Origin of the sequence: Micromonospora sp. NPDC047620, assembly GCF_043205005.1 — a bacterium.
GTDB lineage: Bacteria > Actinomycetota > Actinomycetes > Mycobacteriales > Micromonosporaceae > Micromonospora.
The window spans coordinates 192121-215758 of sequence record NZ_JBIDDG010000001.1; the positions used below are offsets into that span (position 1 = coordinate 192121).

Genomic DNA, 23638 nt, shown 5'->3' on the forward strand with positions numbered 1-23638 from the left:
CCCCAGGCCATCGGTGATCCGTCCGCTGCGCCCGGCCATCTCAGAACGCGCCCTTGAGGTGTTCGACCCGGGCGGCGCCGGCGCCGGTGAGGCGTACCGAGATCACGTCGAAGCGCACCTCGTCGGCGGTGGTGCCGGTGTCGGCCAGCCACCGGGCGGCGAGCCCGCGCAACCGGCGGGCCTTGGCCGGTACGACGGCCTCGGCCGGCGGGCCGAACTCGTCCGAGCCGCGGGTCTTCACCTCGCAGAAGGCGAGCACCGGCCCGTCCCAGGCGATGATGTCGATCTCCCCGGCCGGGCAGCGCCAGTTCCGGGCGACGGGGCGCAGCCCCGCCCCGATCAGGTGCCGGACGGCGCACCGCTCGCCGTATGCGCCGACTGCCTGGTTCCGCTTCGTCATGCCCGGCACCGTGCCCGGCCGGGGTGAGGTTCCGCCGTCCCACGTCGCCGACCTGTGGACAGACGGACGGGTTGTGGACGAGCGGACGATCATGCCCGTTCTGTGCTATGTGGACCGTACTGCGTGTTGATCACGGACGACCCGTCGGCCGACCGGCTGACCGACCTGCCCCGGGACCGGCGACTGGCGTTCCTGGCGGACATGGATCTGCTCGGCGAGGCGGTGGCCCGGGTCTGCGCCCGGCGGGACCCGGGCTTCCAGCGGATCAACTACGAGATCCTCGGTAACCTCGACGCCTTCCTGCACGCACACGTGCGTCCCCGGTACGACTGGGAGCCGGCCGAGCTGCGGCGGGGCCGGTATACCGCTATCCGACCCAGGTGTGGCGCGATTCGGCGTACGCCCTCGGGCCCTCGCACGGAGAGCTGCGCGCGCAGCTCGCCGCAGAGCTGGACCGGCTCGCGGGTCCCCGCCCCTGACCGCCGTCGCCCTGCCCCTGACAGTCGTCCTGCCATAGCCCGCTGTTCGGTCGCGGCGGGTGCCCGAGGGGCGAATGGCGCCCGTGGAGCCCGTCGCATACGGTGCCGGACGTGGACGGACGACGGAGCTTTGCCGAAGATCAGGAGTCGCGCTGGTATCCGGCGGACCGCGACCGTGGCTACGGGGAGCCGGACTGGCGCGGACCGGCCGAGACCCGGCACCGGGACGACGACCTGAGTTCCCCCGAGCAGCGCCGCGCCGCGGAGGACGGCCGCCACGGCGAGGCCGCGACCGGCCGGCGCGGTGAGCCGGGCCGCTTCGGTGCGATGAACGAGCCCACCTCGGGACGCTTCGGCGCCGTCGACACCGACCGGTCCCGCTTCGGTGACCCGGAGGACTCGGGCCGCTTTGCGGTGGCCGACCCGGATTCCAGCCGGTTCGTGGCGGTCGAACCCGATTCTGGTCGGTTCGCGGCGGTCGAACCGGACTCTGGTCGGTTCGCGGCGGTCGAACCGGACTCTGGTCGGTTCGCGGCGGTCGAACCGGACTCTGGTCGGTTCGCGGTGACGGAGCCGGCGTCCGGGCGGTTCGGCGGCGCCGAGAGTGACCTGGGACGGTTCGTCGCGGTGCCGCTGCTCGGGGACGACCGGGCGGAGACCGAGGGATACCGGGCGAGCCGCGCCCGGCGCGCCGAGCCGGACCCGGAGGTCTCCGGTGAGCTGCCGGCCGACCGGCCGGGTCGGCGCGCGGCGCGGGAGGCGCGGGAGTCGCGGGACGCGGTCTCGACGTCGGGCGTCGACGTGCTGGCCGGTGCGGGCCCGGTCGAGCGGGTCGACGAGCCGACCCGCCCGGCCCCGCTGGGCGGCTATCCGATCGTCGAGCCCCATCGGGGGGCCGAGTCCGCGAACCCGCCGGAGTCGCCGGCCGTCGCGCCCCAGCCGGCGGTCGGGACGCCGAACCCGCTGGAGATGCCGACCGGACCGATGCCGCCGATCGGTCCCCGTGGCGACATGCCGCCCGGGGAGGTGCCGGTCTACCCGCCGGTGGTCGGCCCGCACCCGGCCCCGCCTGCGGGCGACGGGGTCTACCGGACCCGCCGCCCCGCGCTGGCCGCGCTCTTCACCCTGCTGGTCGCGGTGTTCGAGGTCCCCGCGCTGCGGGTGCTGCTCAGCGGCGTGACCGGCGACCCGGTCTCGGCCGCCGACGTCGTGGCGGGCACCTTCCTGGTCTGCGGCCTGCCGATCTTCGCGATCGGCCTGTACGGGCTGCGTACCGGCGGGTTGTCGCTTGCGGAGGGGAGCCGGGGCTGGCTGCGCCCGCCGACGGCCTACCTGACCGTGGGTCTGGTGCTGTTCGTCGCCGCCGCCCTCGCGGTCGGCTGACGCCGCCCCGAGCCGGCGATCGCCCGGCGGGCCACCACCCCCCGAGCTGACGCCGTCCCGGCCGTGGACCGTCCGGCGGGCCGCCGCCCCCACGGCCTGACGCCGGCCGAGCTGCGAGCGCCCGGCGAGCGCCGGTGATGAGAATGCGGCGGTGCCGGAAATGGGCGTTCTGACCCCTTCCCGCCACCCGCGGCGGCGGCGGCGGGAAAGGGGCGTACACTGGTCGACTGGCGACCGCCTCGTGCGGTCGACCTCGCGCGCCCTCTCCACGAGTCGTCGTGGGGCGACGGCCTCCCTGGTCCCGATCTTGGTCGGGCCCGTCATGGCCGGCGACCGGGCGCCAGGACGCCCGGCCGCCGGCCGGGCGGGACAACCAGGGACGCAAGGAGTACCCCACCATGGCCGTCGTGACCATGCGCCAGCTGCTGGAGAGCGGTGTCCACTTCGGGCACCAGACCCGGCGCTGGAACCCGAAGATGAAGCGCTTCATCTTCACCGAGCGCAACGGTATCTACATCATCGACCTGCGCCAGACCCTCGACTACATCGAGAAGGCCTACGACTTCGTGCGCGGGACCGTCGCCGAGGGTGGCAGCATCCTCTTCGTCGGCACCAAGAAGCAGGCCCAGGAGGCCATCGCCGAGCAGGCGACCCGGGTCGGCCAGCCGTACGTCAACCACCGCTGGCTCGGCGGCATGCTGACCAACTTCCAGACGGTGTACAAGCGGCTGCAGCGGATGAAGGAGCTGGAGGCCCTGGGTGACCTGAGCGGCACGGCCGCCGGGTACACCAAGAAGGAGACCCTGCAGCTCTCCCGCGAGAAGGACAAGCTGACCCGCACCCTCGGCGGTCTGCGGGACATGCAGAAGCTCCCGGCCGCGATCTGGGTGGTCGACACCAAGAAGGAGCACATCGCCGTCGACGAGGCCCGCAAGCTGGGCATCCCGGTGATCGCGGTGCTCGACACCAACTGCGACCCGGACGAGGTCGACTTCCCGATCCCGGGCAACGACGACGCGATCCGCTCGGCGGAGCTGCTGACCAAGGTCGTGGCCGCCGCCGTCGCCGACGGGCTGATCGCCCGCTCCGGCCGTCGTCGGGGCACCGACGAGAAGCCGGAGCCGGGTGTGGCCTCCGACGAGCCGCTGGCCGAGTGGGAGCGCGAGCTGCTCGAGGAGCCGAAGAAGGCCGACGAGCAGCAGGGGCAGCCGGCCGAGCAGCCGGCGACCGCCGCCGCGGAGTGACCGCGCCGCCGCTTCCCCGCCGTCCGTTTTTTCGGACGGCGGGGAAGCGGCCGGTACGCCGGGCACGTCGCGCCCGGATCCGGGTAACCGGCACCAGGACCAACCCACCCGCAGTCTCAACACCGAAGAGAGAGCCATGTCCAACTTCACCGCCGCGGACGTCAAGAAGCTCCGCGACCTGACCGGCGCCGGCATGATGGACTGCAAGAAGGCGCTGACCGAGGCCGAGGGCGATTTCGACAAGGCCGTCGAGATCCTGCGCGTCAAGGGCGCCAAGGATGTCGGCAAGCGGGCCGGCCGTACGGCCGCCAACGGTCTGATCGCCCACTCCGGCCAGGCGCTGCTCGAGCTCAACTGCGAGACCGACTTCGTCGCCAAGACCGACGCCTTCATCGAGCTGGCCCAGCGGCTGGTCGAGCACGGCGAGCGCAGCGGCGTCGGCACTGCCGAGGAGCTGCTCGCCACCGAGCTGGACGGCAAGACCGTCGCCGACCTGGTCCAGGAGCAGTCCGCCAAGATCGGCGAAAAGCTGGTCCTCAACCGGTTCGCGAAGCTCGACGGTACCACCGCCGTCTACCTGCACCGCAAGAGCCAGGACCTGCCCCCGGCGGTCGGCGTGCTCGTGCAGTACGCGGGCAAGACCGACGAGGCCGGCGACGCCGACGCGCGTGCCGTCGCCATGCAGATCGCCGCGATGCGGCCGAAGTACCTCACCCGTGACGAGGTGCCGGCCGACGTCGTCGAGTCCGAGCGGCGCATCGCCGAGCAGACCGCCCGCGAGGAGAACAAGCCCGAGGCGGCCCTGCCGAAGATCGTCGAGGGTCGGGTGAACGCCTTCTTCAAGGACTACGTCCTGGTCGAGCAGGCGTCGGTCGCCGACAACAAGAAGACGGTGAAGCAGATGCTGGCCGAGGCCGGCATCGAGGTCACCCGTTTCGTGCGGTTCGAGGTCGGCCAGGCCTGAGCCGCCCCGGGGCGCGTCGTGCGTCCGCGGGAAGGGTAAACGTCGACGAGGAGGCCGCCGGTGTACGTGACAGGCACCGCGGCCTCCTTGTCACATAGGGTCGGCTACGGCAGTTTTGCGGTACGCGGCGTACGGGATGTGCGCATGGGGAAGGGCGGGGCGGATGACGCAGGTTGTGAGTAACCGGAGTCTGGCGGCGGACGATCCGACGGCGCCGCCCCCCGGCCGGGCCCGACGGGTGGTGCTGAAGCTCTCCGGCGAGGTGTTCGGCGGGGGCGCGGTCGGCGTGGATCCGGACGTGGTGCAGGCCGTCGCCCGGCAGATCGCCACCGTGGTGCGCCGCGGTGTGCAGGTCTCGGTGGTGGTCGGCGGCGGCAACTTCTTCCGGGGCGCCGAACTGCAGAAGCGCGGCATGGACCGGGCCCGGGCCGACTACATGGGCATGCTCGGCACCGTGATGAACTGCCTCGCGCTGCAGGACTTCCTGGAGAAGGAGGGCGTCGAGACGCGCGTGCAGAGCGCGATCACGATGGCCCAGGTCGCCGAGCCCTACATCCCGCTGCGCGCCATCCGGCACCTGGAGAAGGGGCGCGTGGTGATCTTCGGCGCGGGGGCCGGCATGCCGTACTTCTCCACCGACACGGTGGCCGCCCAGCGCGCCCTGGAGATCCGCGCCGACGTGGTGCTGATGAGCAAGAACGGCGTGGACGGCGTCTACACCGCCGACCCGCGGGTCGACCCGACCGCCAGCAAGTTCGACTCGATCACCTTCTCCGAGGTGCTGCGCCGCAACCTGCGGGTCGCGGACGCCGCCGCGTTCAGCCTGTGCATGGAGAACGGCCTGCCGATGCTGGTCTTCGGCGCGCAGGGCGACGACACCATCATCCGGGCCGTGGGTGGCGAAAAGATCGGCACTCTGATCACCGCCTGAGCGGGTCTCGCGACCGCGCTCAGCGGTTCCTCCGACACGACAAGCCACAACGAGCACAGAAGGAGGCGAGGAGACCGGTGATCGACGACACCCTCCTCGAGGCCGAGGAGAAGATGGAGCGTGCCATCGAGCACGCCAAGGAGGAGTTCGGCGCGATCCGCACCGGTCGCGCCAACGCCGCCATGTTCTCCAAGATCATCATTGACTACTACGGCAGCCCCACCCCGCTGCCCCAGATGGCGTCCATCGGCGTGCCCGAGCCGCGCATGGTGATCATCAAGCCGTACGACAACTCGCAGATCAACGCCATGGAGAAGGCGATCCGCGACTCCGACCTCGGCGCGAACCCGAACAACGAGGGCAACCAGCTCCGCATCCTGCTCCCGCAGATGACCGAGGAGCGCCGCCGCGACATGATCAAGGTTGCCCGGCACAAGGGCGAGGAGGCCAAGGTGGCCATCCGCAACATCCGCCGCAAGGGCAAGGAGGAGCTCGACCGGCTCGTCAAGGACGGCGAGGTCGGCGAGGACGACGGCCGGCGCGCGGAGAAGGAGCTCGACGACCTGACCCAGCGCTACGTCGCCGCCGTCGACGAGCTGGTGAAGCACAAGGAGAACGAGCTCCTCGAGGTCTGAGACCGTACGCCGGTCACCACCGGCGACGACGACACGTGGCACCGGCGCCGCCGCCCGCACCCGGGTGGCGGGGTCCGGTGCCACCGTCGTTGGGCCCGCCAGCCCGGGGGACGGGCGCGGGACACGGTCCGGCGTGGGGACACGACGGGTGCAGTAGGCTCGGCACGATTCCCGGCCACCCTGCGGTGAACGGTGGGGATCGGCCGGCCGTCGGGCGGGTCAACCGGACGGAACAGTCGCGCGGGTAGGGGAATGGTTGTGGTTGTGCGTCATGCGGTGGATCTCGTGCCGGGCCCGTTCGGTGCGTGATGTCCCACCTCGATCCCTACGGCAGCGCCGAGCCCCGCGGCTGGGACCGCCCCGACCGCCCCGCCCCCGCCCTGCCCTGGCCGGAGCCCGAGACGGAGCCCGGCCAGTGGCACCGCGGCGTCGCCCCTGACATGTACGCCGAGCCGCACACCCGCCCCCGTTCGCAGGTCGACGCCCACTCGGAGCCGGGGAGCGCGGACGGTGCCCCGTACGACCGTCCGGCCGGGACGAACGGTCACCACCCGGACGACTCCGAGTATCCGACGACCCAACTGGAACCGGTGCGGGACGCCGAGCCGGAGCCAGAGCCGGAGCCCGCGCGGGCCCCGGGCCGGCGGCAGCGCGGCCGACGTCGGGCCAGCGCCGACCGGCCCCCGACCCAGCGGCCCGCATCGAGTCGGGCCGGGCGCAACCTGCCGGCCGCCATCGCGGTCGGCGTGGCCCTCGGCGCCCTGATCGTGGTCCCGCTGTTCTTCTACCCGCCCGCCTTCTTGATGGTGGTGGCCGGCGCGGTCGCGGTCGGCAGCTGGGAGATGGCCCGGGCGGTGGGCCGCAGCGGCGCCCACCCGCCGCTGGTGCCCCTGATCGCCGGCGGGGTGCTCACCGTCGGGCTGGCCTGGTTCGCCGGTCCCGACGCGCTCAGCCTCGGCCTGCTGGTCACCGTGCTCGGGACGATGGTCTGGCGGCTCGGCGACGGGCCGCGCGGCTTCCAGCGCGACCTGACCGCCGCCACCCTGATCGCCGTGTACGTGCCGTTCCTCGGCGGGTTCGCCGCGCTGCTGGCGGCGGCGCCGGACGACGGCCACCTGCGGGTGCTGGTGACGCTGGTCGCGGTGGTGCTCTCCGACACCGGCGGGTACGCCGCCGGCGTCAGCTTCGGCAAGCATCCGATGGCTCCCTCGGTGAGCCCGAAGAAGTCCTGGGAGGGCTTCGCCGGCTCGGTCACCGCCGCGGCGCTGGGCAGCGCCCTGCTGCTCTGGCTGCTCCTCGACGTGGCCCCGTGGTGGGGCGCGCTCTTCGGGCTGGCGGTCTCCGGTGCGGCCGTCCTCGGCGACCTCGCCGAGTCCATGATCAAGCGGGACCTCGGGGTCAAGGACATGAGCAACCTGCTACCCGGGCACGGCGGCCTGATGGACCGGCTCGACTCGATCCTCTTCGCGCTGCCGACCGCGTACCTGCTGCTGGCGGTCTTCGTCCCGGTGCTGGAGTGAGGCGTGAATCACCGGCCGTCGCGGGCCCCGGCCAGGCGGTGGGGGTCGATTCGGCACCTCCGGACAGGTGCGTCGGCCGTCCGGCGTGACAGACTGGACCCGTCATGACGAGCCTGCCCCTGATCCCCGCAGACCCCGACGCCCCCGGGCGCCGGCCCGCGATGCCTCCCCGTCACCTCGCCGATCTCGACCTCGCCGGCCGCCGCGCGCTGGTCGCCGAGCTGGGGGAGCCGGCGTTCCGGGCCAAGCAGGTCTCCACCCACTACTTCGGTCGCCTGGTGCGCGATCCGGCGCAGATGACCGACCTTCCGGCCGCCGCCCGGGACAGGCTCGCCGACCAGCTCCTGCCGCGCCTGCTCACCCCGGTCCGCGAGCTGGCCTGCGACGACGGCGCGACCCGCAAGGCGCTCTGGCGGCTGCACGACGGCTCGCTGGTGGAGAGCGTGCTGATGGGCTACCCGGACCGGGTCACCGTCTGCATCTCCAGCCAGGCCGGCTGCGGCATGGCCTGCCCGTTCTGCGCCACCGGCCAGGCCGGGCTGACCCGCAACCTGTCCACCGCCGAGATCGTCGACCAGGCGGTCTACCTGGCCGGCGTGGCCGCCTCCGGCGCGGTGGCGGGCTCGCCGCCCCGCCTGTCGCACGTCGTCTTCATGGGCATGGGTGAGCCGCTGGCCAACTACTCCCGGGTGATCGCGGCGATCCGCCGGCTCGTCGCCCCGGCGCCGGAGGGGCTGGGGCTGTCGCAGCGCCACATCACCGTCTCCACGGTCGGCCTCGTGCCGGCCATCCGCCGACTGGCCAGCGAAGACCTCTCGGTGACCCTTGCGTTGTCGCTGCACGCCCCCGATGATGAGCTGCGCGACGAACTCGTGCCGGTCAACCAGCGCTGGAAGGTGTCCGAGGTGCTGGACGCAGCGTGGGACTACGCGGCGACGACGGGGCGCCGCGTGTCGATCGAGTACGCGATGATCAAGGACGTGAACGACCATCCGTGGAGAGCCGATCTGCTCGGGCGGCTGCTGGCCGGGAAGCTGGCCCACGTGAACCTCATCCCGCTCAATCCGACTCCGGGCAGCCGGTGGGATGCCAGCCCGAAGCCGGTCGAGCGGGAGTTCGTCCGGCGGTTGCGTGAGGCCGGGGTGTCGACGACGGTGCGGGACACCCGTGGTCGCGAGATCGACGGAGCGTGTGGGCAGCTCGCCGCCGCCGTCGACAACAGGGACACCGACGGGACCGGGGAGACTGCGTGACCGGGCGTAGCGAACGAGACCAGGAGACATAGTGGCGAGTCAGGGTCAGCGTTTCCGGCGCAAGGCGCTCCGCCGGGGATACAAGGTCGACGAGGTCGACGCCTTCCTGGACCGGGTCGAGGCGACGCTCGACGGTCAGCCGGTCGGTGCCCCCGTGGCCTCCCAGGAGGTCCACGACGTCGTCTTCCGGGTCCGCTTCAACGGCTACGACGAGTGGCAGGTCGACCTGCACCTGGATCGGGTCGAGCGGCAGCTGGCCGAGTTGGAGGAGCGCGGCGGCGTCGGTGGCCGCGGCGGTGACCCCCGGGCCGCCGACCGGCTCGGCCCGCCGGACCGGATGGGCCCGCCGGACCGGCTCGGCCCGCCGGACCGCATGGGCCCGCCCGATCGCATGGGCCCACCGGACCGGCTCGGCCCGCCGGACCACATGGGCCCGCCGGACCGGCTCGGCCCGCCGGATCGCATGGGCCCGCCGGACCGGCTCGGCCCGCCGGATCGCATGGGCCCGCCGGACCGGCTCGGCCCGCCGGATCGAATGGGCCCGCCGGACCAGATGGGCCCGCCGATGCGCGACGACCGCGGCATGCCTCCCGGTCCGCAGTCGATGCCGCCCCGGCCGATGCCCACCCAGGCCGGCCCGTCCGCCGACCGCTACGGCCGCTACGACGAGCCGACCGGCGCCTTCGCCGGGGGCTACGACGGCCCCCGGGGTGGCTACGAGCCGCCCCGCGGCCCGGGCGGCCCCGGCCCGATGGGTCCGGGCGCGCCGACGGGTCACGGCGGCCCGCCTCCGCGCGGCCTGCCTGCCGGCCCAGGCGGCTACGGCGACGGCCCCGGCGGCTACGGCGACGGTCCGGGTGGCTACGGCGACGGTCCGGGTGGCTACGGCCCCGGTGGCTACGGCGACGGTCCGGGCGGCTACGGCGACGGTCCGGGCGGCTACGGCGACGAGTCGCGCTTCGACGGCTTCGAGGCCGGCCGGCGCGGGCGCACCGACATGACCGCCGAGATCCGGATGCCCGAGCGAGAGCTGCGCGACCTGCGGGGCCGGGGCCCGGCCGGGCCGCCCCCGCAGCAGGGCTTCGGTGGCCCGCCGCCGGTGGCCGGCCCGCCGGTCGGTGGCCCCCCGCCGGTCGGTGGCCCCCCGTCGGTCGGTGGCCCGCCGGTCGGTGGCCCCCCGCCGATGGCCGGCCCGCCCGGCAGCGACCTCTACCGCGTCGACCAGATCCGCCGCAGCTTCCAGGTGCGCCGGTTCGGCAGCGGGTACGACCCGGACCAGGTCGACCGGTTCTTCGATACCCTGCTCGGCGGCATGCAGGGGCGCAACCCTATGCCGGTGAACCCGAAGGAACTGGACACGCTGCGCTTCGGGCTGGTGCCCGGCGGCTACTTCGAGGCGGAGGTCGACGCCGCGCTCAAGGACGTGCAGGACATCCTGTTCCGCCGCTGACCCGCGTACGACGAGGGCCCGCTCCCCGGTCGGGGGCGGGCCCTCGTGCGTGTCACCTCCGGCGCGCGGACCGGTTCGACGCCGGCTGACGCGGGTGCGGTCAGGACCGCAGGCCGTTGCGTCGCAGCACGGTGTCGCCGATGACGATGGCCAGCAGCAGCACGGCCAGGCCGATCAGCCAGATGTCCTCGACCCTGCCCTCGTGGTTGCCGCAGAGCATCGCCAGCAGGGCCAGCGCGGTGAGCACCGCGCCGATCCGCCCGGACTTGCGGTGCCCGGGCTTGTGCTGGTCTGGCGACGTTACCGGCTCGCTTCCTGCCACTGTCGGTCCTTCCCTCGCGATCGGATCTCCGGTTAGTCTGGCACGCCCCGTGCCAGGCTCGGCGCTGGGTCCGGCCGGATGGGGCAGACCGCACGATCCGCGTCGACGGCCGGGCGCCGGCCCGAACTGCCCTCGCCTGCGGCCGGGTGGGTCCAAGGTCCCGGCGGTGTCGGGCGTAACGGCACTACCGGCGTCGCGGGTCGCTCGCCAGACTGCCTCCGGTAGCGTTTCGGACGTACACCTTTGTTTGTCTTCGAGGGGGAACTGCGGTGCGAGTGACCGGTACGGGACACGCCAGCATGCGGATCGACACGGCCGCGGGCAGCATCCTGTGCGACCCGTGGGTCAACCCGGCCTATTTCGCGTCGTGGTTCCCGTTCCCGGACAATTCCCTGCTCGACTGGGAGACCCTCGGTGACGTCGACTACCTCTACGTCTCCCACCTGCACCGGGACCATTTCGACGCCGCGCACCTGAGGGACTTCGTGTCGAAGTCGGCCACCGTGCTGCTGCCCGCGTTCCCCACCTCGGAGATGGAGGACGAGCTGCGGGAGCTGGGCTTCACGAAGTTCCTGAAGGCGCCGAACGAGCAGGTCGTGGAGCTGGACGGCGGCCTGAAGATCATGATCCAGGCGCTGACCAGCCCGACCGACGGCCCGATCGGCGACTCGTCGCTGTGGGTGGAGTACGACGGGGTCCGGCTGCTCAACCAGAACGACGCCCGCCCCACCGACCTGAGCGTCTTCGCCGAGCTGGGCCACGTGCACGCGCACATGCTCCAGTTCTCCGGCGCGATCTGGTACCCGATGGTCTACGAGCTGCCGCAGGCGGCGAAGACCGCGTTCGGCAAGCAGAAGCGGGACCGGCAGTTCGACCGCACCTGGCGCTACATCGACGACCTGAAGGCCGACCACGTCTTCCCGATCGCCGGCCCGCCCTGCTTCCTCGACGACGAGCTGTGGCAGTTCAACGACATCCACGGCGACGAGGGCAATATCTTCCCCGACCAGTCCGTCTTCCTCAGCGAGTACGCGAAGGTCGGCGGCACCAACGGCATCGTGCTGCTGCCCGGCAGCGTCACCGAGGTCACCACCTCCGGCGCCGAGACCACCCATCCGGTTCCCGTGGAGGAGTTCTTCGCGAACAAGGTCGCGCACCTGGAGGAGATGCGGGAGCGTAAGCGGCCGGTCATCGAGGCGGAGAAGGCGTCCTGGCGGCACCCCGAGGTGGACGTGCTCGGCGAGATGAAGCGCCGGATCGAGCCGCTGCTGGACGAGTCGATCTACCTGGCCAAGGGGGTCGGCGGGCCGGTCCGCTTCGACCTGGTCGACACCGACAGCTCAGGCGGGGAGACGATTGAGTCGATCGTGGTGGACTTCCCGGGCAAGGAGGTCCGGCCGTACGCGGACGAGAAGGTCCGCTACCGGTTCCGCACCGAGCGGGCACTGGTCGAGCACCTGCTGCACATCGGCGAGGTGGACTGGGTCAACTCCCTCTTCCTCTCCTGCCGCTTCTCCGCCGCCCGGATCGGCCAGTACAACGAGTTCGTCTACGCGTTCTTCAAGTGCCTCTCGGAGGAGCGGCTCCAGTACGCCGAGGGCTGGTACGACGAGCACGAGCGGACCAGCGACGCCGAGGACATCACCCTCGGCGACTGGGTGGTGCAGCGGCGCTGCCCCCACCTGAAGGCGGACCTGACCCGGTTCGGCATCATCGACGGGGACCAGCTCACCTGCCAGCTGCACGGCTGGCGGTTCGACCTGGCCAGCGGCCGGTGCCTGACCAGCGTCGGGCACAAGATCCGCGCTCACCGCGTCGACGAGCAGACCCCCGCCCCGGCGGGCGAGGCGGTCAGCTAACGGCCGTTTCTCCGCGCCCGCCGCCCCCGCCGGGTGACCATCAGGTCGGAAAGGGGGCGGCGTGGCCGAGGGCGCGGGGAAGAGCGGGTACCGGTACCGGCGCGACCGGGAGATGGCCCGGGACGCCTCCCGGGTGGAGACGTTCAGTGACGGCGTCTTCGCGGTCGTGCTGACGGTGATGGCCGTCGAACTGCTCCAGAACGGCCCGGCGAGGGCCGGCGGGAAAGAACTTCCCGACGCCCTCGCCCACGCCTGGCCGTCCTACCTGGCGTACGTGATCACCTTCGGGATCGCCGGCCAGATCTGGCTCGGCCACCACAACATGTGGCGGTACGTGGTCCGGGTCGACCAGCTGCTGCTGGTGTTCAACCTGCTCGTGCTGCTCTTCGTGGCCGCGATCCCGTTCACCGCCGACCTGCTGTCGGACAACCTGCGCGGCAGTCCGACCGAGCAGCGGCTGACCGCCGCCCTCTACTTCGGCACCGTGCTCGGCGAGTCGATCTTCTTCAACCTGAGCTGGTGGTGGGCGCGACGGCGGAGGCTGCTCCACCCCGACCTGGATCCCCGGCTGGCCCGGGCGGTCGCGCGGCGACTGCAGCTGCGCCCACTGCTCTATCTGATCGCCTTCGCCTTCGTCTTCGTCGACCCGATCCTCAGCCTCGTTCTCTACCTGCTGCTCCTCGGTCTCTCCCTCGTCCGCCGCCCCGGCGACCTGCCCCCCGCCGAGGACGGCGGCGAGGTCAGCGGCCGAGGTCGGTGAGGATGCGGCGGGCGGCGTTGTGGCCGGCGGCGCCGATGACACTGCCGGCGGGGTGGCAGCCGGCGCTGCCGGCGTAGACGCCGTCGACGCCGGTGGCGTACGGCATCCGGTCGGTGAACGAGACGGTGTTGTCGACGTGGTGGATGTGCCCGCCGGTGATGCCGAAGTGCGCCTCGATGCCGGGCGGGGGCAGCGGCACCGCGTCCGCGATCAGGTCGGCCGTGCCGGGGGCGTACCGCTCGCAGATCCCGACCAGCCGCTCCACGTACCCGGGCAGCGCCTCGTCCCAGGTCGTGCCGGCCGGCTCGTAGGGCACCGACTGGACGAAGAGCGCCGAGGAGTGGTGCCCCCGCCCGTCCGACAGCGACGGGTCGACGGTGGTGTGCAGGTACCACTCGATCGTCGGTTCCTCGGGCAGCCGGCCCGCCTGGACGTCCGCCCACATCCCGCGCAGCGCCGCCATCGGCGACTCGCCGCCCCCGCCGATCAGCGACGTCGAGCCGGGCAGCAGGTGGATGGTCGACCCGAACGGGCTCGGCGCGTCCGCCGGCAGGCAGGAGAAGCGGGGCAGGCCGGTCAGCGCCAGGTTGAGCTTGAGGGTGGTGCCGGGGCGGCGGACCGCCGCCATCCGGTCGGCCAGCGGCGCCGGGAGCGCGCCGTCGGGCAGCAGGTCCATCAGCCGGTACGGGTCACACGCCCCGAGCACCACCCGGGCGCCCACCTCCCGCCCGTCGGCCAGGACCACGCCGCTGGCCGCTCCACCGGCCAGGGTGATCGCGCTGACCGGCGTGCCGGTCAGGATCGTCGCGCCGGCGGCCCGGGCGGCGTGGGCGAAGGTGCGGGACACCGTGCCCATGCCGCCCTCGGCGATCATCCACGTGCCGTCGGAGCCGGGCAGGCGGCACATGTTGTGCACGAGGAAGTTGTGCCCGGTGCCGGGGTCGTCGGGGCCAGCGTTCAGCCCGGACAGGCCGTCGGTGACCGCGTACATGCTGATCAGCAGCTCGGAGCGGAAGTCGAAGCGGGCGAGGTGGTCGGCGACCGAGCCGCGGACCAGGTCGACGAAGACCTGCCGCAGCGCCGGGCGGACGTACCGCTCGGCGGTCTCCTCGACCGGCAGCGGGTCGGCCAGCCAGACCGGCGCGAGGTCGGCGCGCAGCGCGGCCAGCTCGGCCTGGAGGGCGTCGTCGGCGGCCATGTCGGTGGGGGAGAAGAACTCCGCGAGCTGAGCCCGGGTGGCCGCGGTGTCGCTGCCGAACAGCAGGTACGGGGATCCCTTCGGGCCCGGGGTGGGCAGGAAGTAGTGCGGGTCGCGGCGTAGCACCGGGATGCGCACGCCCAGCGTGGCGAGCAGCTCCGGCGGCATCAGCCCGAGCAGGTAGGAGCCGGTGGAGTGGCGGAGCCCGGGCACCTTCGGGAACGGGTTCTCCGTCCGGGTGGCCCCGCCGATCACGTCGGCGGCCTCCAGGACCAGCACGTCGAGCCCGGCGCGGGCGAGCAGGATCGCGGACACCAGACCGTTGTGCCCGGACCCGACGATCACCACGTCGGCCCGGGTCGGCAGCTCGTCGCTCATGCCGGGGGAGCCTAGTGCCCGCCGGCCCCGCCGGTCAGCCCTTCGTCGAGGGCTGGGCGGATGCCTCGCCGGGCCGCCCGCCGCGCAGTTGGGCGAGGAAGGTGGTCAGCTCCAGCTCGAACAGCGCCTCGGCCTCGGTGACCGCCCAGGCGAGCTGGCCGAAGACCTCCATGGCGACCAGCCCGTAGAGCCGGGTCCAGCCGGAGAGGAAGGCGTACGCGACCTCGATCGGCACCTCGCCGTGGCTGAGCCGCAGCGGCTCCAGCCGCCCGCCCAGGCGCTGCCGGAGCAGCTCGGCGGGCGGGGTGGGGAAGGGGGACTGGTGCCAGAGGTCGATGATCGGCTGCACGAAGACCGCGCCGAACTGGGCGCCCGGATGGTCGGGGTCGGCGCAGTCGTCGACGAAGGCGGCCAGCCCGGGGACCGGGGCGCCGAACATCAGCCCGAACTCGGCGGGGTGGGCCACCGACCAGGAACGGAACGCGCGGCCCATGGCCAGCAACTGGTCGACGGGCTCGGCCCCGGCGTCGTCCCGGGCCGCCTCCAGTCGCAGCCGCAGCTCGTCGTAGAGGTCGCCGGCGAGGGCCGCGACCAGCGCCTCCAGGCTGGGGAAGTAGCGGTAGATGGCCGGTGCCGTCATGCCCATGTCCCGGGCGATGGCCCGCAACGAGACCGCCTCCACCCCGCCGGTCACCAACAGCCGCCGTGCCCCGTCCTTGATCTCGGCGACGGTCGCGGTGCGCAGGCGTTCGCGTCGGGACGGTGTGGGCATGCGGCTAACCCCCTTGACTAAAGCGAACCCCCGTTGCCATAGTTAACGGCGTTCACTTCAATGAGCGATGGTTACAGCTTAGCCGTCGACGGAGGGGGAGGCGAATGTTCGCCTGGTGGGGAAAAGCGGTGGTACGGCTGCGTTGGGCGGTGCTGGCCGCCGCCCTGGTGGTGGTCGTGCTCGGCTCGACCTGGGGGGCCGGGGTCTTCGGGCAGTTGACCGGGGGCGGATACGACGACCCGGCGAGCGAGTCCAGCCGCGCCGCCGAACGGATCACCGCCGAGCTGGGGCCGCAGGGCGCCGACCTGGTCGTGCTCTGGACCAGCGACGGGGCGACCGTCGACCAGCCGGCCTTCCGCGACGCGGTCACGGCCACCGTCACCGGCCTGCGCCAGCGCTCCGAGGTCACCAGCGTCACCACCTGGTACGACACCCAGGCCCCCGCGCTGCTGTCGACCGACCGGCGGGCCACCTACGCGCTGGTGCAGCTCCGGGCCGCCGACGAGGACGCCAAGACCGCCGCGTACGACGACCTGCGGCCGGCCCTGGCGACGCCCGGCGTACGCACCGAGGTCGGCGGCACGGTGGCGTTCCTGCACGAGGCGAACCGCCAGACCACCGAGGACATCACCCGGGCGGAGATCCTCTCCATGCCGGTGCTGCTGGTGCTGCTCGTGCTGATCTTCGGCGGACTGGTGGCCGCGTCCACCCCGCTGCTGATCGGCGGGCTGGCCATCCTCGGCGCGTTCGTCGCCGTCCGGCTGGTCAACCTGGTCACCGACGTGTCGATCTTCGCCATCAACGTCATCACCCTGATCGGCCTGGGCATGGCGGTCGACTACGCCCTCTTCGTGGTCAGCCGGTTCCGCGAGGAGCTGGCCGCTGGCCACGACACGCCCGCCGCGATCCGCCGCACCATGGCCACCGCCGGTCGTACGGTGCTGGTCTCCGGCCTCACCGTCGCGCTCGCGATGGCCAGCCTGCTGATCTTCCCGCAGGCGTTCCTGCGCTCGATGGGGCTCGGCGGGATGGCCGCCGTGCTGGTCGCCATGCTGGCGGCGCTGACCGTGCTGCCGGCCCTGCTCGCGGTGCTCGGCCACCGGATCAACGCGCTGCGCGTACCGCTGCCGTGGCGGCGGGGGGCGCGGGCCGGGCGGCCGGCGGCGGGGGAGACGGGCGGCGCCTGGGCCCGGATCGCGCGCAGCGTGATGCGCCGCCCGGTGCGCTACCTGGTCGGCGTGACCCTGCTGCTCCTGGTGCTCGCCGCGCCGTTCCTGCGGATCACCTTCGGCGGCTTCGACGAGCGCGTGCTGCCGGCGGGCGCCGCGCCCCGGGTCGTCTCCGAGCGGATCGCCGCGGAGTTCCCCGGCGGCACGGTCGCGCCGATCGACGTGCTGGTGTCCGGGGCGTCCCCGGCGCAGGCACAGCCCTTCGCCGACCGGGTGGCCGCCGTGCCCGGCGTGACCGGCGTGCAGGTGGCGGCCAGCCGGGGCACGTCGACGCTGCTGACGGTGACCTACCCCGGCGAGCCGACCGGCGACGTCGCCCAGGACGTGGTCCGGGCGCTGCGCGACCTGCCCGCCCCGGCCGGCGCGGAGGTGCTCGTCGGCGGCCGGCCCGGCGCCGACCGGGACCTGCTGGACAGCCTGGGCGACCGGCTGCCCTGGATGGCCCTGCTGATGGCCGCCGCGACCCTGGTGCTGCTCTTCTTCGCCTTCGGCTCGGTGGTGCTGCCGATCAAGGCGGTGCTGATGAACCTGGTGTCGATCGGCGCCTCGTTCGGCGTGGTGGTCTGGATCTTCCAGGACGGTCACCTCGCCGACCTGCTCGGCTTCACCCCGACCGGGTTCATCGAGCCCAGCAACCCGATCCTCATGCTCGCCGTGCTCTTCGGGCTGGCGACGGACTACGAGGTGTTCCTGCTCTCCCGGGTGCGCGAGGAGTGGGACCGCAGCGGGGACAACGCCGCCTCGGTGGCCGCCGGGCTCCAGCACACCGGCCGGATCATCACCGCCGCCGCGCTGCTGCTGATCGTCGTGGTCGCCGGCTTCGCCACCGGCGGGATGGCGTACATCAAGCTCATCGGGATCGGCATGATCGTGGCGATCGTGGTGGACGCGACACTGGTCCGGGCCCTGCTGGTGCCGGCCGCCATGCGGCTGCTGGGCCGCTGGAACTGGTGGGCCCCCGGCCCGCTCGGCCGGGTCTACCGCCGCTACGGCATCCGCGAGTCGGCCGACCCGGAGCCGGCGCCCCGGGAGCCCGCCCTCACCCGCTGACCGGCCCCGCCGGTAGCGGTCGACCAGGAGGTCCGCGTCCGACGCGGACCTCCTGGTCGCTCTTCCGGCGGGCGGCCTCCTCATCGCTTCCGGCAGCTCGGGCGAACGCATCCTGGTCGCTCATCCCGCGGGCCGGGCGCGGGTCGCCCGCCAGCGGGAGAGGGCGAGCGTGGCGGAGTAGCCCGCGAGCACGATCACGTGGAAGAGGTAGAGCCAGAGCAGGACGGCCACCCCCGCCCCGATCTCGTCGAAACCGCCGAATGGCACGCCCAGGTCGATCGGGAGCGAGGCGAAGAGCACGAAGCCGTGCAGGAACCCGGACAGGTTCGCCGCGGTGAACGAGCCGACGCCCAGCGCGGGGAGCCAGTCCGGCGACGCCGGGCCGACCACCCGGAACACCCACAGCAGCACCGGGGTGAGCACCAGCCAGACCGCCAGGAACGACAGCACCACGCCCAGCGCGCCGGCCAACCCGCCCTGGCGGACCAGCCGGGTCGTCGTCGGCAGCGCGACCAGGATCGACAGCAGCAGGACCGGGGCCGGGGCGAGCAGGGGGAGCAGCAGCAGCCGGCCGCGCCAGCCCACCAGGGACTCGTCGCCGCGCCCGCCGGCCACGGAGACGAAGGCCCGGCGCAGCCCCTCGCCGTACAGGGACGCCGGCAGCAGCGACGCCAACGCCAGCACCGGGGTCAACCCCACCCCGGCCTCGACCAGCGCGGCCACCGCGTGGGCCGCGCCGATCGCGTCCGGCAGCGCCGCCACCGCGTGCGACGTGAGCCGGCGTACCCGGCCACCCCCCGCCACCAGCGAGGTCAGCCAGATCGCCAGCAGCGCCACCGGCAGCACGGCGATCGCGCCGTAGAAGGTGATGGCGGCGGCGTGCAGCGACAGGTCCCGGCCGCGCAGCGGGCGGAACGCGGCCCGGGTGATCCGCCTCGCCCGCTGCCATCCGCCACCCATCGCGGCTTCATTCCCCACCGCGTCCAGAGTCATTCATTAAGATCACCCGCCATGACCGTGCTCACCACCGAGCGGCTGGTCGTGCGGGAGTGGACCGCCGACCCGGCCGACCTGGCCCGGATCTTCGACCTCTACTCCCGGGCGGAGGTGACCCGGTGGCTGAACGCGCCCGGTCTGCCTCTGACCGACCCGGCGCAGGCGGCCGACCGGCTCGCGCTGTGGCGGAAGCGGCACGCGGGGCACGGCGGCCGGTACGGCACCTGGGCGATCGAGGTCCGCGACACCGGCGTGGTGGCCGGCACCGTGCTGCTCAAGCCGTTGCCTGGGCGGGACGAGAACGTGCCGACCGACGACATCGAGGTGGGCTGGCACCTGCACCCCGACTCCCAGGGCCGCGGCTACGCGACCGAGGCGGCCCGGGCCGTGGTGGCGCGGGAACTCGCCGCCGGCACCCGGGAGGTCTACGCGGTCGTGGCGCCCGGCAACGAGGCGTCGATGGCGGTGGCCCGCCGCCTCGGCATGACCCACGTCGGCCGCCGCACCGACTGGTACGGCGGCGAGGAGGTGGAGACCTTCGTGCGCCACGCCGACGCCTGACGGCCCGCCGTATCCTCTCTCGGCGTGATGATCACTTTCGAGACGCAGCCGGACCGCCGCCGCCTCACCGCCGGCCTGCGCCGGGCGTACCGCCGGACGCTGCTGCCGTGGCGGCTCCTGCCGTTCGTGGCCCTGCTGCCGGCGCTGGTCGGGCTGCTCTTCGGGGACCTGCGCATGGCGGGCGGCTGGGCGCTGGTCGCGGCCGTCCTGGCGCTGGTCGGGCCGCTGCCGCTGCGGTCCCTGGTCCGCGCCGCCTGGAAGATGTACGGCACCCCGATCACCTGGACCTTCACCGACGAGGGCGTCCGCGGCGTCAACGCCCTCAGCGACAGCACCGTACGGTGGGCCGCGCTCAACCGGGTCGAGGCCGTCCCGGGTCAGCTGCTGTTCTGGATCAGCCGGAGCCAGGTGTTCCCGGTGCCCGTCGACGGGCTGGCCGGGGCGGACCGGGAGCGGCTGCTCGCCGTCCTGCGCGAGCGGGGGCTGCTCAGCGGCGACCCGGCGACGCTGGCCGGGCCCGCCGCCCCGAGGTGACGGAGGCTCCCAGCGGGCGCTCAGCAACGCTGGGGAAGAATGGCCCGGTGACGTCCCCACGCGATCTTGTTCTGCTCGGCTCCACCGGTTCGATCGGCACACAGGCCGTCGACATCGTGCGGCGCAACCCGGACCGGTTCCGGGTGGTCGCGCTCGGCGCCGGCGGCGGCAACGTCGAGCTGCTCGCCGCCCAGGCCCTCGAACTCGGCGTCGAGGCGGTCGGCGTGGCGAAGGCGTCCGCCGCGCAGGACCTCCAGCTCGCCTTCTACGCCGAGGCGAGCCGGCGCGGCTGGGCCACCGGCGACTTCAGGCTTCCGAAGATCGTGGCCGGCCCGGACGCGATGACCGAGCTGGCGCAGTGGCCCTGCGACGTCGTGCTCAACGGGGTGGTCGGGTCGCTCGGGCTCGCGCCGACCCTGGCCGCGCTGCGCGCCGGGCGTACGCTCGCGCTGGCCAACAAGGAGTCCCTCGTCGCCGGCGGCTCCCTCGTCAGGGCCGCGGTGACCCGGCCGGAGCAGATCGTCCCCGTCGACTCGGAGCACTCGGCGCTGGCCCAGTGCCTGCGCGGCGGCACCCGCGCCGAGGTGCGCCGGCTGGTCGTCACCGCCAGCGGCGGCCCGTTCCGGGGCAAGCGGCGCGACGAGCTGACCGAGGTCACCCCAGAGCAGGCGCTGGCGCACCCGACCTGGAACATGGGGCCGGTCGTCACGATCAACTCCGCCACGATGGTCAACAAGGCGCTGGAGGTGATCGAGGCGCACGAGCTGTTCGACGTGCCGTACGCCGACATCACCGTGATGGTGCACCCGCAGTCGGTGATCCACTCGATGGTCGAGTTCGTGGACGGGTCCACCCTCGCCCAGGCCAGCCCGCCCGACATGCGGCTGCCGATCGCGCTCGGCATCGGCTGGCCGGACCGGGTGGCCGACGCCGCGGCCGCGGTCGACTGGACGACGGCGCACACCTGGGAGTTCGCGCCGCTGGACGACGAGGCGTTCCCGGCGGTCGCGCTGGCCAAGGCCGCCGGCGAGGCCGGACGCTGCCGGCCGGCGATCTACAACGCGGCCAACGAGGAGTGCGTGGCCGCGTTCGTGGCCGGCCGGCTGCCCTTCCTCGGCATCGTCGACACCCTCCGGCGGGTGTTGGAGGACGCTCCCGACTTCGACGAACCAGGTACCGTCGAGGACGTGCTCGCGGCGGAGTCGTGGGCCCGCGCGCACGCGCAGGAGATCATCATCGCGGGTTCGGTGGAAGGAGCTTGATGGCGTACCTGCTCGGGGTGGTGCTCTTCGCCCTCGCGATCCTCATCTCGGTGAGCCTGCACGAGGCGGGGCACATGCTCACCGCCAAGGCCTTCGGCATGAAGGTCACCCGCTACTTCGTCGGCTTCGGCCCTACGCTCTGGTCGTTCAAGCGGGGCGAGACGGAGTACGGCATCAAGGGCATCCCGCTCGGCGGCTTCTGCAAGATCGTCGGCATGACCCCGCAGGACGACGACGTCGACCCGGCGGACGAGCCGCGCGCGATGTGGCGCTACCCGGTGTGGAAGCGGACGATCGTGATGTCCGCGGGGTCCATCACCCACTTCGCCCTCGCCCTGGTCACCCTCTGGATCATCGCGGTCAGCGCCGGCCTGCCCAACCCCGACTTCCCGAGCACCGAGGCCGAGATCCGCAAGGAGCCGGCGGTCATCCAGCTGTCGGACTGCGTGGTGCCGGAGAACACCCTGCGGGCGTGCACGACCGCCGACCCGGCCAGCCCCGCCGCCCAGGCGCAGCTGCGCGACGGCGACCGGATCACCGCGATCAACGGCGCGCCGATCAACGACTACGGCCAGCTGCTGACCACCCTGCGCGCCCTCAAGCCGGGCGACACGGCGCAGATCGCGTACGTCCGGGACGGCCAGCCGGGCACGGCCAGCGCGGTGCTCGCGCAGACCCAGCGCCCCCCGCTGGACGACCCGAAGGGTCAGGTCGCCACGGTCGCCGCGCTCGGCGTCGGCCTCGTCCCCAGCACCCCGACCCGGGTCACGTACGGGCCGGTCGGCGCGTTCGGCGCGACCGCCGACTTCACCGGCGACATGGCGGTCAACACCTTCGAGGCGATGAAGCGCATCCCGCAGAAGGTGCCGGCCCTGTGGACGGCGATCACCGGTGGCGAGCGGGACATGGACACCCCGATCAGCGTGGTCGGCGCGAGCCGGCTCGGCGGCGAGGCGGTGGAGAACAACGCCTGGCTGCTGTTCTTCATGCTGTTCGTCTCGCTGAACTTCTTCATCGGCGTGTTCAACCTGCTGCCGCTGCTGCCGCTGGACGGCGGGCACATCGCCATCGCCTGGTTCGAGCGGGCCCGTTCCTGGGTCTACGCCCGGATCGGGCGCGCCGACCCCGGCCGCGTCGACTACCTCAAGCTCATGCCCCTCACGTACGCGATGATCCTGATCGGTGGCGCGTTCACGCTGCTGACCATCACCGCGGACGTCGTCAACCCGATCACGCTCTTCTCAAGGTGAGTGCCTGAAGTGACCGCTGTCAGTCTCGGCATCCCGGCCGTACCGCCTCCGCCGCTCGCCCCGCGCCGGGCCAGCCGCCAGATCATGGTCGGCTCCGTGCCGGTCGGTGGGGGCGCGCCGGTGTCCGTGCAGTCGATGACCACCACCCTCACGTCCGACGTCAACGCCACCCTCCAGCAGATCGCCGAGCTGACCGCGTCCGGCTGCCAGATCGTCCGGGTCGCGGTGCCCAGCCAGGACGACGTGGAGGCGCTGCCGGCGATCGCGAAGAAGTCGCAGATCCCGGTCATCGCCGACATCCACTTCCAGCCGAAGTACGTCTTCGCCGCGATCGACGCGGGCTGCGCGGCGGTCCGGGTGAACCCGGGCAACATCCGGCAGTTCGACGACAAGGTCAAGGAGATCGCCAAGGCGGCCGGCGACGCGGGCGTGCCGATCCGGATCGGCGTGAACGCCGGCTCGCTGGACAAGCGGCTGCTGGCCAAGTACGGCAAGGCCACCGCCGAGGCGCTGGTCGAGTCGGCGCTGTGGGAGTGCTCGCTGTTCGAGGAGCACGGCTTCCGCGACATCAAGATCTCGGTGAAGCACAACGACCCGGTGGTGATGATCCGGGCCTACCGCCAGCTCGCCGAGAAGTGCGACTACCCGCTGCACCTGGGCGTCACCGAGGCCGGCCCGGCGTTCCAGGGCACGATCAAGTCGGCGGTCGCCTTCGGCGCGCTGCTGGCCGAGGGGATCGGCGACACGATCCGGGTCTCGCTGTCGGCCCCGCCGGTGGAGGAGATCAAGGTCGGCAACCAGATCCTGGAGTCGCTCGGGCTGCGCGAGCGGGGCCTGGAGATCGTCTCCTGCCCGTCCTGCGGGCGGGCGCAGGTCGACGTCTACAAGCTCGCCGAGGAGGTCACCGCCGGCCTGGAGGGGCTGCCGGTGCCGCTGCGGGTCGCCGTGATGGGTTGCGTCGTGAACGGCCCGGGCGAGGCCCGCGAGGCCGACCTGGGCGTGGCCTCCGGCAACGGCAAGGGCCAGATCTTCGTCAAGGGCAAGGTCGTCAAGACCGTGCCCGAGGCGCAGATCGTGGAGACGCTGATCGAGGAGGCGCTGCGCATCGCCGACGAGATGGGCGCCGAGTTGCCGGAGGAGCTGCGCGGCCTGCTGCCGGGCGCCACCGTCAGCGTGCACTGACCCACCGCGCCGTCGCGCACCGGCCC

The 23638-nt window shown here is 73.0% G+C and carries 21 protein-coding genes; 16 read left to right on the forward strand and 5 right to left on the reverse strand.

The features are described from left to right. Positions 1-40: 40 nt before the first annotated feature. Positions 41-400, reverse strand: coding sequence for a YraN family protein (locus ACGF5C_RS00850; protein WP_393295416.1), 360 nt, complete (start codon positions 398-400; stop codon positions 41-43). Between the two features lie 590 nt (positions 401-990). Here ACGF5C_RS00850 and ACGF5C_RS00855 point away from each other — a divergent pair. The 8 genes from ACGF5C_RS00855 (at position 991) to ACGF5C_RS00890 (ending at position 10259) form a co-directional block, all read left to right on the forward strand. Continuing rightward, positions 991-2262, forward strand: coding sequence for a hypothetical protein (locus tag ACGF5C_RS00855; RefSeq protein ID WP_393295419.1), 1272 nt, complete (start codon positions 991-993; stop codon positions 2260-2262). Between the two features lie 398 nt (positions 2263-2660). Beyond that, positions 2661-3506, forward strand: a complete 846-nt coding sequence (gene rpsB, locus ACGF5C_RS00860) for a 30S ribosomal protein S2 (protein WP_350704894.1) — start codon at positions 2661-2663, stop codon at positions 3504-3506. Between the two features lie 136 nt (positions 3507-3642). Beyond that, complete coding sequence (gene tsf, locus ACGF5C_RS00865; RefSeq protein ID WP_357695217.1) at positions 3643-4470, forward strand: translation elongation factor Ts; 828 nt, start codon at positions 3643-3645, stop codon at positions 4468-4470. A 163-nt stretch (positions 4471-4633) separates the two neighbouring features. Then, a complete protein-coding gene (pyrH, locus tag ACGF5C_RS00870; RefSeq protein WP_357453337.1) occupies positions 4634-5401 on the forward strand; it encodes a UMP kinase in 768 nt (255 codons plus the stop codon). Positions 5402-5478: 77 nt separating this feature from the next. After that, positions 5479-6036 (forward strand): ribosome recycling factor, encoded by a 558-nt coding sequence (gene frr / locus ACGF5C_RS00875; RefSeq protein WP_091096739.1) that lies wholly within the window; start codon positions 5479-5481, stop codon positions 6034-6036. Positions 6037-6344: 308 nt separating this feature from the next. Continuing rightward, entirely contained in the window at positions 6345-7556 is a 1212-nt protein-coding gene (locus ACGF5C_RS00880; RefSeq protein ID WP_393295422.1) for a phosphatidate cytidylyltransferase, read from the forward strand. Positions 7557-7660: 104 nt separating this feature from the next. Next, positions 7661-8809 (forward strand): 23S rRNA (adenine(2503)-C(2))-methyltransferase RlmN, encoded by a 1149-nt coding sequence (gene rlmN / locus ACGF5C_RS00885; protein WP_393295425.1) that lies wholly within the window; start codon positions 7661-7663, stop codon positions 8807-8809. A 31-nt stretch (positions 8810-8840) separates the two neighbouring features. After that, complete coding sequence (locus ACGF5C_RS00890) at positions 8841-10259, forward strand: DivIVA domain-containing protein (RefSeq protein WP_393295428.1); 1419 nt, start codon at positions 8841-8843, stop codon at positions 10257-10259. A gap of 100 nt (positions 10260-10359) precedes the next feature. Here the strand turns inward: ACGF5C_RS00890 and ACGF5C_RS00895 are convergent, their stop codons facing one another. Continuing rightward, entirely contained in the window at positions 10360-10581 is a 222-nt protein-coding gene (locus ACGF5C_RS00895) for a DUF2631 domain-containing protein (protein WP_393295431.1), read from the reverse strand. Positions 10582-10850: 269 nt separating this feature from the next. Between ACGF5C_RS00895 and ACGF5C_RS00900 the strand changes: the two genes are divergently transcribed. Together ACGF5C_RS00900 and ACGF5C_RS00905 are read left to right on the forward strand one after the other, a co-directional pair. Then, positions 10851-12440 carry a Rieske 2Fe-2S domain-containing protein gene (locus tag ACGF5C_RS00900; protein WP_393295434.1) on the forward strand — a complete coding sequence of 530 codons (1590 nt, stop codon included), beginning with the start codon at positions 10851-10853 and terminating at the stop codon, positions 12438-12440. 112 nt (positions 12441-12552) lie between these two features. After that, entirely contained in the window at positions 12553-13200 is a 648-nt protein-coding gene (locus ACGF5C_RS00905; protein WP_393295924.1) for a TMEM175 family protein, read from the forward strand. On the opposite strand, the gene ACGF5C_RS00910 is transcribed toward ACGF5C_RS00905, so the two are convergent. Together ACGF5C_RS00910 and ACGF5C_RS00915 are read right to left on the reverse strand one after the other, a co-directional pair. Next, positions 13181-14776 (reverse strand): phytoene desaturase family protein, encoded by a 1596-nt coding sequence (locus tag ACGF5C_RS00910; protein ID WP_393295437.1) that lies wholly within the window; start codon positions 14774-14776, stop codon positions 13181-13183. The genes ACGF5C_RS00905 and ACGF5C_RS00910 overlap by 20 nt on opposite strands. A gap of 34 nt (positions 14777-14810) precedes the next feature. After that, the gene (locus ACGF5C_RS00915; protein ID WP_393295439.1) at positions 14811-15548 is read right to left on the reverse strand and encodes a TetR/AcrR family transcriptional regulator; all 738 of its coding nucleotides are present in this window, start codon (positions 15546-15548) and stop codon (positions 14811-14813) included. Between the two features lie 128 nt (positions 15549-15676). Between ACGF5C_RS00915 and ACGF5C_RS00920 the strand changes: the two genes are divergently transcribed. Next, on the forward strand, positions 15677-17827 hold the full coding sequence (locus ACGF5C_RS00920; RefSeq protein WP_393295442.1) for an MMPL family transporter: 2151 nt from the start codon (positions 15677-15679) through the stop codon (positions 17825-17827). Between the two features lie 120 nt (positions 17828-17947). On the opposite strand, the gene ACGF5C_RS00925 is transcribed toward ACGF5C_RS00920, so the two are convergent. Beyond that, complete coding sequence (locus ACGF5C_RS00925) at positions 17948-18787, reverse strand: YhjD/YihY/BrkB family envelope integrity protein (protein ID WP_393295445.1); 840 nt, start codon at positions 18785-18787, stop codon at positions 17948-17950. Between the two features lie 51 nt (positions 18788-18838). On the opposite strand from ACGF5C_RS00925, the gene ACGF5C_RS00930 reads away from it, so the two are divergent. The 5 genes from ACGF5C_RS00930 to ispG are packed head-to-tail and all read left to right on the forward strand — an operon-like array spanning position 18839 to position 23612. Next, the gene (locus tag ACGF5C_RS00930; protein WP_393295448.1) at positions 18839-19384 is read left to right on the forward strand and encodes a GNAT family N-acetyltransferase; all 546 of its coding nucleotides are present in this window, start codon (positions 18839-18841) and stop codon (positions 19382-19384) included. Positions 19385-19408: 24 nt separating this feature from the next. Further along, positions 19409-19918, forward strand: a complete 510-nt coding sequence (locus ACGF5C_RS00935) for a YcxB family protein (RefSeq protein WP_393295451.1) — start codon at positions 19409-19411, stop codon at positions 19916-19918. Positions 19919-19965: 47 nt separating this feature from the next. Further along, positions 19966-21180: a 1-deoxy-D-xylulose-5-phosphate reductoisomerase gene (gene dxr / locus ACGF5C_RS00940; RefSeq protein WP_393295454.1), complete on the forward strand. Its 1215-nt coding sequence runs from the start codon at positions 19966-19968 to the stop codon at positions 21178-21180. Beyond that, positions 21180-22430, forward strand: a complete 1251-nt coding sequence (locus ACGF5C_RS00945) for a M50 family metallopeptidase (RefSeq protein ID WP_393295457.1) — start codon at positions 21180-21182, stop codon at positions 22428-22430. Before dxr ends, ACGF5C_RS00945 begins: the two co-directional genes overlap by 1 nt. A 9-nt stretch (positions 22431-22439) precedes the next feature. Further along, positions 22440-23612 (forward strand): flavodoxin-dependent (E)-4-hydroxy-3-methylbut-2-enyl-diphosphate synthase, encoded by a 1173-nt coding sequence (gene ispG / locus ACGF5C_RS00950; RefSeq protein WP_393295460.1) that lies wholly within the window; start codon positions 22440-22442, stop codon positions 23610-23612. Positions 23613-23638 lie beyond the last annotated feature (26 nt).